The organism is Streptomyces sp. NPDC048288 (genome assembly GCF_043201555.1).
Lineage (GTDB): Bacteria > Actinomycetota > Actinomycetes > Streptomycetales > Streptomycetaceae > Streptomyces.
The window spans coordinates 666,897-678,493 of sequence record NZ_JBICZD010000001.1 but is presented as its reverse complement, the minus strand read 5'-3'; the positions used below and the strand labels follow the sequence as shown (position 1 = coordinate 678,493).

The 11,597-nt window shown below is 73.5% G+C and carries 9 protein-coding genes; all 9 read right to left on the bottom strand.

All coding sequences use genetic code 11. From position 1 onward, the window contains the following. Window positions 1-3: 3 nt before the first annotated feature. Window positions 4-1,758, bottom strand: coding sequence for an acetyl/propionyl/methylcrotonyl-CoA carboxylase subunit alpha (locus ACGFZS_RS02925; protein ID WP_393793622.1), 1,755 nt, complete (start codon window positions 1,756-1,758; stop codon window positions 4-6). A gap of 53 nt (window positions 1,759-1,811) precedes the next feature. Next, entirely contained in the window at window positions 1,812-2,045 is a 234-nt protein-coding gene (locus ACGFZS_RS02920; RefSeq protein ID WP_393793621.1) for an acyl-CoA carboxylase subunit epsilon, read from the bottom strand. An 11-nt stretch (window positions 2,046-2,056) separates the two neighbouring features. Then, window positions 2,057-3,622, bottom strand: a complete 1,566-nt coding sequence (locus ACGFZS_RS02915; RefSeq protein WP_365695703.1) for an acyl-CoA carboxylase subunit beta — start codon at window positions 3,620-3,622, stop codon at window positions 2,057-2,059. A 39-nt stretch (window positions 3,623-3,661) separates the two neighbouring features. After that, complete coding sequence (gene fabD / locus ACGFZS_RS02910) at window positions 3,662-4,630, bottom strand: ACP S-malonyltransferase (RefSeq protein ID WP_393793620.1); 969 nt, start codon at window positions 4,628-4,630, stop codon at window positions 3,662-3,664. Continuing rightward, a complete protein-coding gene (locus ACGFZS_RS02905) occupies window positions 4,627-5,751 on the bottom strand; it encodes a 4'-phosphopantetheinyl transferase family protein (protein ID WP_393793619.1) in 1,125 nt (374 codons plus the stop codon). Before ACGFZS_RS02905 ends, fabD begins: the two co-directional genes overlap by 4 nt. Further along, window positions 5,748-7,226: an MFS transporter gene (locus tag ACGFZS_RS02900; protein WP_393793618.1), complete on the bottom strand. Its 1,479-nt coding sequence runs from the start codon at window positions 7,224-7,226 to the stop codon at window positions 5,748-5,750. The genes ACGFZS_RS02905 and ACGFZS_RS02900 overlap by 4 nt, the downstream gene beginning before the upstream one ends. Before the next feature lie 63 nt (window positions 7,227-7,289). Beyond that, window positions 7,290-9,710 (bottom strand): SDR family oxidoreductase, encoded by a 2,421-nt coding sequence (locus ACGFZS_RS02895; RefSeq protein WP_393793617.1) that lies wholly within the window; start codon window positions 9,708-9,710, stop codon window positions 7,290-7,292. A gap of 2 nt (window positions 9,711-9,712) precedes the next feature. Next, window positions 9,713-10,654, bottom strand: coding sequence for an aromatase/cyclase (locus ACGFZS_RS02890; protein WP_365695697.1), 942 nt, complete (start codon window positions 10,652-10,654; stop codon window positions 9,713-9,715). Between the two features lie 49 nt (window positions 10,655-10,703). Next, complete coding sequence (locus ACGFZS_RS02885; protein ID WP_393793616.1) at window positions 10,704-11,489, bottom strand: SDR family NAD(P)-dependent oxidoreductase; 786 nt, start codon at window positions 11,487-11,489, stop codon at window positions 10,704-10,706. Window positions 11,490-11,597 lie beyond the last annotated feature (108 nt).

Here is an 11,597-nt window from a genome sequence, read left to right as displayed (position 1 = left end):
CGTTCAGTCCTTGATCTCGCAGATCACGGCACCGGACGTGAGGGAGGCACCGACCTCGGCGGCGAGACCCTTGACGGTCCCGGCCCGGTGCGCGTTGAGCGGCTGTTCCATCTTCATCGCTTCGAGTACGACGATCAGGTCGCCCTCCTCGACCTGCTGCCCCTCCTCGACGGCGACCTTGACGATCGTGCCCTGCATGGGCGAGGCGAGGGTGTCACCGGAGGCGACCGGCCCGGACTTCTTCGCGGCCCGGCGCTTCGGCTTGGCCCCGGCGGCCAGACCGGTGCGGGCCAGGGTCATGCCCAGCGTGGAGGGCAGGGAGATCTCCAGCCGCTTGCCGCCGACCTCGACGACCACGGTGTCGCGGCCCGTCTCGTCGTCCGTCTCGGTGTCGAGGGGCACCGTGAAGGGCTTGATCTCGTTGGCGAACTCGGTCTCGATCCACCGGGTGTGGACCGTGAAGGGCTCGCCCGTGAAGGCGGGGTCCCTGACCACCGCTCGGTGGAAGGGGAGGGCGGTGGCCATGCCCTCGACCTGGAACTCGTCCAGGGCGCGGGCGGCCCGCTGCAGGGCCTCGGCGCGGGTGCGGCCGGTGACGATCAGCTTGGCCAGCAGGGAGTCCCAGGCCGGGCCGATGACCGAACCCGCCTCCACGCCGGCGTCCAGGCGGACACCGGGGCCGGAGGGGGCGTCGAAGCGGGTGACCGTGCCGGGGGCGGGCAGGAAGTTGCGGCCCGGGTCCTCGCCGTTGATGCGGAACTCGAAGGAGTGCCCGCGCAGCTCGGGGTCGCCGTAGCCGAGTTCCTCGCCGGCGGCGATGCGGAACATCTCGCGGACCAGGTCGATGCCCGCGACCTCCTCGGTCACCGGGTGCTCGACCTGGAGGCGGGTGTTGACCTCCAGGAAGGAGATCGTGCCGTCCTGCCCGACCAGGAACTCACACGTGCCGGCGCCCTCGTAGGCGGCCTCCTTGAGGATGGCCTTGGAGGCGCGGTACAGCTCGTCCACCTGGGCGTCGGACAGGAACGGCGCGGGGGCCTCCTCGACGAGTTTCTGGTGGCGGCGCTGGAGGGAGCAGTCGCGGGTGGAGACGACGACCACGTTGCCGTGCTTGTCGGCCAGGCACTGGGTCTCCACGTGGCGGGGGCGGTCGAGGTAGCGCTCGACGAAGCACTCGCCGCGGCCGAACGCGGCCACCGCCTCGCGGACGGCGGACTCGTAGAGCTCGGGGACCTCTTCGAGGGTGCGGGCGACCTTCAGGCCGCGTCCGCCGCCGCCGAAGGCCGCCTTGATCGCGATCGGCAGGCCGTGCTCGGTGGCGAAGGCGACGACCTCGTCGGCGCCGGAGACCGGGTCGGGGGTGCCGGCCACCAGCGGGGCACCGGCACGCTGGGCGATATGACGGGCCGCCACCTTGTCACCCAGATCGCGGATCGCCTGCGGCGGCGGGCCGATCCAGGTCAGACCCGCGTCCAGGACCGCCTGGGCGAACTCGGCGTTCTCCGAGAGGAAGCCGTAACCGGGGTGGACCGCGTCCGCGCCGGTCTCCTGGGCGGCCCGCAGCACCTTGTCGATGTCCAGATAGCTGGTGGCCGGGGTGTCACCGCCCAGGGCGAACGCCTCATCCGCGGCGCGGACATGCAGAGCGTCACGGTCCGGATCCGCATAGACGGCCACGCTCGCGAGACCGGCGTCCCGGCAGGCCCGGGCCACGCGGACAGCGATCTCACCGCGGTTGGCGATGAGCACCTTACGCACGATGATCCATCCTTTCCTTGTCGCAGCCCTGGTGGGGGCCGGTCGATGAGTGGTCAGCCCAGCCAGGGCCGGCGGGCGGTGTTCCGCAGGTGCGCCGAGCGCCAGCTCAGCGGGGCGTCCGCGGCGTGGCGGGTGCCCGACCTGCTCCAGCGCGGGGACTGTGCGCACGGCTCCTCGGCGCAGACCTGGTGGTGTGCGACGCGCCGCAGCAGGACGGCGGTGAGGGCGGCCAGTTCGGCGGGGCCGACGGTGCCCTTCTCGACGCGGATCAGTGGTTCGGTGGTCATCGGGACACTCCTCATTGCGGCGGGTTGCCGTGCTTGCGGGAGGGCAGTTCGGCGTGCTTGGCCCGGAGCATCGCCAGGGACCTGATCAGCACCGCCCGGGTCTCGCGCGGGTCGATGACGTCGTCGATCAGGCCGCGTTCGGCGGCGTAGTAGGGGTGCATCAGCTCGGTGCGGTACTCCTCGATCTTTCGCCGCCGGACCGCGTCCGGGTCGTCGGAGGCGTTGATCTCCCGGCGGAAGATGACGTTGGCGGCGCCCTCCGCGCCCATGACCGCGATCTCGTTGGTGGGCCAGGCGAGGGCGAGGTCGGCGCCGATGGAGCGGGAGTCCATGACGATGTACGCGCCGCCGTACGCCTTGCGCGTGATCAGGGAGATGCGCGGCACGGTGGCGTTGCAGTACGCGTAGAGCAGCTTGGCGCCGCGCCGGATGATGCCGTTGTGCTCCTGGTCGACGCCGGGGAGGAAGCCGGGGACGTCGACCAGGGTGACCAGGGGGATGTTGAAGGCGTCGCAGAGCTGGACGAACCGGGCCGCCTTCTCCGAGGACTCGATGTCGAGGACCCCGGCGGTGGCGGCGGGCTGGTTGGCGACCAGGCCCACGACATGCCCGTCCAGCCGGGCGAAGGCGACCACGATGTTGGGCGCCCACAGGGCGTGCACCTCGAAGAAGTCGCCGTCGTCGACGATCTCCTCGATGACGGCGCGGACGTCGTACGAGCGGTTGGCGTCGGCCGGGACCAGGTCCAGCAGGGCGTCCGTGGGGCGGTCGGCCGGGTCGTCGGTCGCGACGGCCGGCGGGGTCTCCCGGTTGTTGGAGGGGAGCAGTCCGAGCAGGAAGCGGACGTCCTCCAGGCAGCCCTCCTCGTCGTCGTAGGCGAAGTGCGCGACCCCGCTGGTCGCGGCGTGCACATCGGCGCCGCCGAGGCCGTTCTGGGTGATCTCCTCGCCGGTGACGGCCTTCACCACGTCCGGTCCGGTGATGAACATCTGCGAGGTGTCGCGGACCATGAAGACGAAGTCGGTGAGGGCGGGTGAGTAGGCCGCGCCGCCGGCGCACGGGCCGAGCATCACGCTGATCTGCGGGATGACGCCGGAGGCGCGGGTGTTGCGCTGGAAGATGCCGCCGTAGCCGGCGAGTGCGGTGACGCCCTCCTGGATGCGGGCGCCGGCCCCGTCGTTGAGGCTCACCACGGGCGCGCCGGCCGACTCGGCCATGTCCATGATCTTGTGGATCTTCTGGGCGTGCGCCTCGCCGAGGGCTCCGCCGAAGATCCGGAAGTCGTGGGCGTAGACGAACACGGTCCGGCCGTCGACGGTGCCCCAGCCGGTGACCACGCCGTCCGTGTAGGGCTTCCTGGCCTCCAGGCCGAAGCCGGCCGCGCGGTGCCGGCGCAGCGGCTCGACCTCGTTGAACGAGTCCTTGTCCAGGAGCAGTTCGATGCGTTCCCGGGCGGTGAGTTTTCCCTTGCCGTGCTGGCGCTCGGTGGCCGCGGGGTCCGGTCCCGCGAGGACCGACTCCTTGATCGCGGCCAGTTCGTCCAGGCGGTCCTGGACGGTGTTCCCACTGGCGGGCATGGTTTCCCCCTTCTCGGCGTGGTGTGGTGTGAGGTGCCGTCAGACGGCGGTGACGGGGTCCCCGGCCGCGGCGAACAGTTCCAGGGCGGACGCGACATGGGCCGCGTCGTGCGTGGTGTGGGCGGGGACGCCGGGGGCGATCCGGCGGCAGAGTCCGGCGAGGACCTTGCCGGGGCCGACTTCGAGGATCCGGTCCGTGCCGGCGTCGGCGATGCGGGTGACCGACTCGGTCCAGCGCACCCGGCCGGTGAGCTGTCGTCGTAGGGCGTCGACGACCTCGTCGGCACCGGTCAGCGGTGCGGCCGTGACCGCGGAGAGCACGGGGACGGCCGGGTCGCGGAACTCGGTGTCCAGCAGGGCGCGGGTGAACTCCTCCTCCACGGGCGCCATGAGGCTGCTGTGGAAGGGCGCGCCGACCTTCAGCGCGAGGGCGCGGGTGGCTCCGGCGGCCCGCGCGGCCGTGATCAGCTCGTCGACCGCCGCGGCCTGTCCCGAGACGACGGTCTGCGCGAACTCGTTGTCGTTGGCGACCTCGACGACCTGGCCGGTCAGCTCCTGGACGGTGGCGCAGAGGCCTTCCACGGTGCGCAGGTCCAGGCCCATCACCGCGGCCATCCGGCCGGGCACCCGCTCGTTGACGGCGGCCATCAGCCGGCCGCGCAGCCGGACCAGCCGCAGGGCGTCGCGCCAGTCCAGGGCGTCGGCGGCGACCAGTGCCGCGTACTCCCCCAGGCTGTGCCCGGCCACCAGGCCGGGGCGGATCCCGTGGCGGCGCAGGACGTCGAGGACGGCGACGCTGGTGAGCAGGATCGCGGGCTGGGTGATCGCGGTGTCGGCGAGCGTCTCGGCGGGGCCCTGCCGGCACAGTTCGGTGAGCGGGAGGCCGAGGAGTTCGTCGGCGGGCCGGTAGTAGGCGTCGAGCAGATGGGGCCAGGTCTCGACGAGGTCCCGGCCCATGCCGACGCGCTGGGAGCCCTGGCCGGGGAAGACGAAGGCGGTGGTGGTCATGTCGTTGTCTCCTTCACACGTACGGCCCTGGTCAGGTGCGCGATCCCGGCCAGCGCGGGGGCGGCGTCGCCCTCGTGGAGCCACTCGGCGGGCAGCGGCCGGATCCGCAGGGGCAGGGCCGGGGCGCCCGGGACGGCGACGGCCGCGTGGGCGGGGGCGCGGGACAGGTCGAGGACCGTCCAGTGCGGGGGCCGGTGCCAGGGGCCGTGGCCCGGCGTGCCCAGGTAGTCGGCGTGCGCGGGGCGTTCCAGTCCGGTGCCGATGCCCTTGAGATAGGCCTCCTTGCGGGCCCACAGCTGTCCGAGGGCGGCGCCGCGCCGGTCCCGCGGCAGCGCTTCGAGCTCGGCGCGCTCACCGGGGTGCAGCAGGCCGACGCACATCTCCGTGGCCCGCTCGGTGGGCCGACGCTGGATGTCGACCCCCACCGGCGCCGGGGCCACGGCGACCAGGGCGCACCCGCCACTGTGCGACAGCGAGAAGTGCGGCGCGGGCGCGGGGCCCGGTCGCACGGCGGGCCGGCCGTGCGGTGCGCCGCAGCCCGGGCAGAGTTCCCGGACGTACGCCACGTCCTGCGGCGGGACCCCGAGCACGGCGGCGAGCAGCCGGCGCAGGGCGATGTGCGCGGCGGTGTACAACAGCCCGTCCCGCGGCCGCAGAAAGCCTGCGGCCCGGCTGCGCTCCCGCCCGTCGAGCTCGGCCACAGCAAGCCGACGCCCACCACCGGCCGGGACCGGCGGCCGCACCAACCAGAGGTCGACGGGGATCCGGTCGTCCTGCACGGCGGACACCCGGACGCCCCCCTCGGCAGGGATCCCGTCGGCCCGCCCCACCGGCACCCGGACGCCCCGCTCGGCAGGGATCCCGTCGGCCCGCTCCACCGGCACCCGGACGCCCCGCTCCACGGGGATCCCGTCGGCCCGCTCCACCGGCACCCGGACGCCCCGCTCGGCAGGGATCCCGTCGGCCCGCTCGACGGACACCCGAGCGTCCCGCTCCACGGACACCGGGGCATCCTGCTCGGCGGGCACCGGGGCGTCCCGCTCGGCGGGCTGCCGGGTGGCCTCGGTGGTGTGCCGGGTGGAACGGACCGTCGGCGCCTTGTCCTCGCTGTGGTTCGTCATGGCGCGCTCGACCGGGAGGCGCGGCGGGGCAGGAAGGCGGTGGCTGATACGGCGAGGCCGGTGAGGCCGACGGTGGTGATGAGGAGGAGGGCCGGGTGGTAGGCGGCGAGGGTGTCGGCGGCGGAGGCTCCGGGTCCCGGGCGGTGGGCCGTCATGAGCGCGGCCACCAGGGCGGGCATCAGGACGGCCCCGAACTGGACGGCCGTCTGGTAGACGCCGCTCGCGACGCCGGGTTCCGCCTCGGGGGCGGCGGCGAGGGCCTGGAGGTGCAGCGCGGCGAAGCAGAGGACGAAGGCCGCGCCGAGCAGGAGCAGGGTGGGCAGGACGTCGGTGGCGTAGTGGGTGGGGACCGACGTACGGAGGTAGAGGGCGTAGCCGAGCGGCGGTGCCAGATAGCCGACGCCGATCAGGCGGGCGGCGCCGAAGCGCTGCACCAGCCGCCCGGAGTACGCGGCGGAGAGCGCCAGTGGCAGCGCGGCGGGCAGCAGGGCCAGACCGGTCCTCGCCGGTGACCAGCCGAGGATCGTCTGGAGGTGGAAGGTGACGACGAACAGCAGGCCCAGATACGACCCGTTGAGCGCGGCGGCGCCGAACGCGGAGCGCCGCAGGGCGGGTCGGGCGAGCACCCGGGGCGGCAGCAGCGGGTGCTCGGCCCGCCGTTCCCTGGCCACGACCAGCGCGGTCAGGGCGGCGGCGAGTCCGAACGCGGTGAGCGTGCCGGGCGCGGCCCAGCCGTGCCGGGGCACGTTCACGATGCCGTACACCAGGGCGGGGAGCGCGGCGGCCAGGCCCAGCGCGGTGGGCAGTTCGTAGGGCCGGCCGCCGTCCGCCCGGGTTCTGCCGCGCTGTTCGGGTACGAGCCGCAGCCCGGCCAGCAGCAGCACCGCGGCGACCGGGGCGGGGAAGGCGAACGTCCAGCGCCAACTGGCCTCGGTCAGCAGCCCGGAGAGCACCAGGCCCAGGGAGAAGCCGCTCGCCCCGAAGAGGCTGTACACGGAGACGGCGCGGTTGCGGGCGGGGCCCTCCGGAAAGGTGCCGGTGATGATCGCCAGCCCGGTGGGTGCGGTGAGCGCGGCGCACACGCCCTTGACGATCCGGGTGGCGACCAGCAGCCCCATGGTGTCGGCCAGCGCCCCGGCCAGCGAGGCGGCGGCGAAGACGGAGACGGCGGCGAGGTACACCCGGCGCCGTCCGAGCCGGTCCACCAGCCGGGTGCCGAACAGCAGGGCCGCCGCGAAGCCGGTTGCGAAGCCGGTCATGACCCACTGCAGTGTGACCGGGTCGGCCCCCAGGTCCTTGCCGACGGAGGGCAGGGCGACCACGCTCACCGACACCTCCAGGGCGTCGATGAGCATGTTGCCGGCCAGCACCGTCAGCAGCGCCCACTGGCGCGGGCTCCACCGGCCGGCCGCCGTGCCGTCCGTGCCGTCCGCGCCGGGCTGTTCGGCGACCGGTGTCGTGGTCGTCGGTCTCATCGTCCTGCCCCCGTCCGTCCTGTCCCGTCCCGCTGTCTCGTCCTGTCCGTCCCCGTCGTGCGGTCAGCCGACGAGGGTGCCGCCGCTGGCGTCGACGAAGGAGCCGGTGATCCAGCGGGCCTCGTCGGAGGCGAGCAGCGCGACGACGTCGGCGACGTCCCGGGGTTCGCCGACCCGGTTGAAGACCGACAGCTGGGCCATCTGCTCGACGGCCTCGGGGATGTCGAAGACCGGGTTGTCGTTGCGGGTGATGCCCGGGGCGACGCTGTTGATCGTGATGCCGCGCGGGCCGAGGTGCTTGGCGAAGTGCAGGGCGAGCATCTCGACGGCGCCCTTGCTCATCGCGTAGGCGATCTCCTGGGGGTTGGCGGTCCTGGTGAGGCCCGTGGAGATGTTGATGATGCGACCGCCGTCGGGCATGACGGTCAGCGCCCGCTGGATGATGAAGAACGGCGCCTTGGCGTTGACCGCGACGATCCGGTCGAACAGCTCGGGGGTGGTGTCCTCCGGCGCCACACCGCCCATCACCCCGGCGTTGTTGACGAGGATGTTCAGGTCGGTGGTGCCGGTGCGCTCCTTGAGCCCCTGCTCCACGCCGAGGAACAGCTCGTGGACGTCGCCGGGGACGCCGAGTTCGGCCTGGACGGCGAAGGCCCGGCCGCCCTCCTTCTCGATGGTGCGGACGACGTCGTCGGCCGCCTCCTGGTTGCTGGTGTAGTGGACGGCGACGAGTGCCCCCTCGCCGGCCAGGCGCAGGGCCGTCGCCCGGCCTATGCCTCGGCTCGATCCCGTGACCAGTGCTGTCTTGCCGGTGAGCGTTCCCATCGTGGCCTTCCTCAGGTTGCCGTGGCCGGCCGCTGCGGCGGATGCCCGGGCCGGTGTGTCGGATGCGGTGGTGCGTGGGCCGGGCGCGGGGGCGCCGGGCGGGGTGCCGAACCAGCGGTGCAGGGCCGCCGGGAGGCCGGTGGTGGTGCCGGGCGTCGCCGCCCAGGCGGTGTAGCCGTCCGGGCGGAGCAGGACGGCGGCGGTGTCCGCGAGGTCCGCGCCTGCTGTGCCGTCCGCGGTGTCCGCGCCGCCCGTCGGGTTGGCACCGTTCCGGAGGCGGGCCGTCACGAGGGTCACCCGCCCGGCCCAGGGGCGGAGCACGGCGGACCACTCCGCCTCGCGCCCGGCGTCCCCGGAGAGGTCGAGCAGCACGCCCCGGCCCGCCCGCAGCAGCGCGGCCGGGGTGGCCTCGCCGTCCGGGGTGGTCAGGGCGAGCGGGGGGAAGCGCCGGCCGAGCAGCGGATGCCCGTCGCCCGCGGAGTCGCCCGCAGAGTCGCCCGCGGAGTCGCCTGCAGAGTCGTAAGCGATGTCGAGGCCCGCGATCATGGCGGCGAGGTGGGCGCGGGCGGGTGGCAGCGCGGCCAGTTCCGCGAACACCTCGCGGACGGCCTCCACCTCCGCGCCGCCGAGCAGCAGCCGGGCCTGGGTCCTGATGTTGCCCAGGATGCGGCGGCCGACCGGATGGCGGTCGCCGTGGTAGGAGTCGAGCAGTTCCTCGCCGGCCCGGCCGGTCACCCGGGCGGCCAGCTTCCAGCCGAGGTCGACCGCGTCCTGGAGGGCGAGGTTGAGGGCCTGGCCGCCGATCGGCATCTGCCGGTGGGCGGCGTCCCCGGCCAGCAGGACGCGTCCCCTGCGGTACTCGGTGACCTGCCGGGAGGCGTCGCCGAAGGAGTTGACCCACAGCGGGGTGCCGTGGCCGATCTCCTCGCCGGTGACCCGGCGCCAGACGTCGGCGATCTCCATGAAGGCGGGGGCCGTGGTGCGGGGCCGGGCGGGGCTGCCGAAGGCGTGCACCATGACCCGGGTGACGCCGTCGGGGCGGCGGGCCGCGATCGCCAGCCCCCGTTCCAGCCGCTGGAAGCGCCGGTTGGGGATGTCGATGCCGGCGACGTCGGCCCGCAGCAGTTCCCGCTCGGCGTCCGTTCCGGCGAAGTCGAAGCCCGCCAGCCGTCGTACGGCGCTCTGCTCGCCGTCGCATCCGACGACGTACTCCGCCCGGACCGTCACCGGACCGTCGGGGCCGGCCAGTTCGGCCAGGACGTGGTCGGAGGCGGTGGTGGTCAGCGCGCGTAGTTCGTGGCCGCGCAGCAGCTTCGCGCCCTGTCCGGTGGCCCACTCCTGCAGCACCCGTTCGACGTCCGCCTGGAGGATCTTCCACTGCCCGGGGTGGCTGCTGGGCAGGGTCAGGTCGAGCGGGATGCCGCCGAAGTGCCCGGCCGGCTCGTTCGGCGGGGTGCCGAACGACTCCAGCAGGCCCCGGGCGTCGAGGGTCTCCATGGTCCGGGCGTGCAGGGTCGAGGCCCGGGACTCGGTGGTGGGCGTGGTCAGCCGTTCGGCGACCAGCACCTCGGCGCCGCCGAGCCGCAGTTCCCCGGCGAGCATCAGCCCCGCGGGGCCCGCCCCGACCACGAGTACCTGGGTGCGCAGGGTGCCGGACATGGTCAGCGCGCCTCGGCGTGGGCCTTGGCGTGCCCCAGCGTGGCGCGGCTGTTGGTGCTCAGCGCGGTGTGGACGTACTCCCGGGCCTCGGCGACTCCGGCGTCCGGGCCGAGGATCCGGCTGATGTTCGCGGTGTTGAGGACCACGGTGTGCTGGGAGGAGGCCGTCGTGCCGTCCGCGTCCTGGGTGAAGGTCCAGTAGCCGGTGTGCAGGGTCATCAGGGCGGGCAGGGTCACCTGCTTGTAGGCGATCTTCCGGCCCTCGAAGCACACCCGGTAGGACTTGGTGAGGTGGGTGGAGCCGTCCTTGGCGCGGGTCTCCATCTCCAGGGTCTGCAGCCCGGGCACGTCCTCGTCGAGCCGGACGGAGGCGACGTGCGGCAGCCGCTCCTGCCACAGGTGCGCCTCGTTGATGAAGTCGTAGGCGTCCTTGGCGGAGCCGGCGATCCGCACGGAGTCCTCGAAGGAGAAGGTCACCTCCTCGGCGGCGTGGGCGAGTTCGACGTTGGTCTTCAGGGCCGCGAGTTCGGAGCGGGAGTTGCGGTCGACCGCCTCGTCGATCCAGCGCAGGCCGTCCGGGTCGTCGTCGACGGCACGGTAGTCGTGCAGCAGCCGGATCCGGGAGGTGGACTCGTCGAGCGGCTCGATGATCCAGGTGCCGCCCATGGCGGCGACCGGCGGGGTGGAGACCTCCTGGCGGAACTCGATGCGCAGCCGGCCGGGGTCCAGGACGCGGCGGGAGGTCCAGTTCTTGGCCTCGCCGTTGGCCGTGGCCCAGATCCGGATGCGTTCGGTGTCCCCGGCGCGCTCCAGGTGGTCCACGTAGATGGTCGGCGGGAAGATCCGCGGCCAGTTCTCGACCTCGGCGATCAGACGGTAGACGGCGGCGGCCGGAGCCGAGACCGTGATCTCGTGCTCCACCTCGCGCAGGCCGGGCTGCGGCATGGTCAGGCTCCTTGGGGTGAGTGCGGGGTCGTGGGGCGGGGCGGGGCGCTCAGAAGTTGCCCAGGCCACCGCAGACGTTGAGCGCCTGGGAGGTGATGGAGGCGGCGGTGTCGGAGGCCAGGTAGCCGACCAGGCCGGCCACCTCGTCCGCGGTGGAGTAGCGGCCCAGCGGGATCTTGGCCTGGAACTTCTCCAGGATCGCGTCCTCGGTGACCTCGTAGGCGGCGGCGTAGCCCGCGCGCACCCGCTGTGCCATCGGCGTCTCGACGTAGCCCGGGCAGACCGCGTTGACGGTGATCCCGGTGGGCGCCAGCTCGTTGCCGAGGGCCTTGGTGAAGCCGACCACGCCGTGCTTGGAGGCGGAGTACGGGGCGCCGAGGACGACGCCCTGCTTGCCCGCGGTGGACGCGATGTTGATGATGCGGCCCCAGTCCTTGTGGCGCAGGCCGCCGGTGTTGAGGACCGCGTGGGTGAGGCGGAAGACGCTGTTGAGGTTGGTGTCGATGACGTCGTCCCACAGTTCCTCGGCGATGTCGGCCGTGACACCGCCGCCGCTGCGGCCCGCGTTGTTGACCAGGATGTCGACGGTGCCGAAGCGGTCGACGGCGGCCTGGACGAAGGCGTGCGCCGATTCGGTGGAGCGCACGTCGAGGGTGGCGCCGTCGGCGTCGATGCCCTCGCTCTGCAGCTGCTTCACCGTCTCCGTCACTTTCTCGGCGTTGCGGGCGCCGATGAACACCCGGTGGCCCGCGGCGCCCAGGATGCGGGCGGCGGCGAGGCCGATTCCGCTGGTGGCGCCGGTGATCAGGGCGACCCGGCCGTTCTGCTCTGTCATGTGCTTCTCCTTGCGCGGGAAGGGGCGAGGCGGCCCGTGGCAGGCGGGGCCCGGGGTGGGCGGGGCCTGGGGTGGGAGCGGGCCGGTCCGTCGGGGGACGTACGGTCC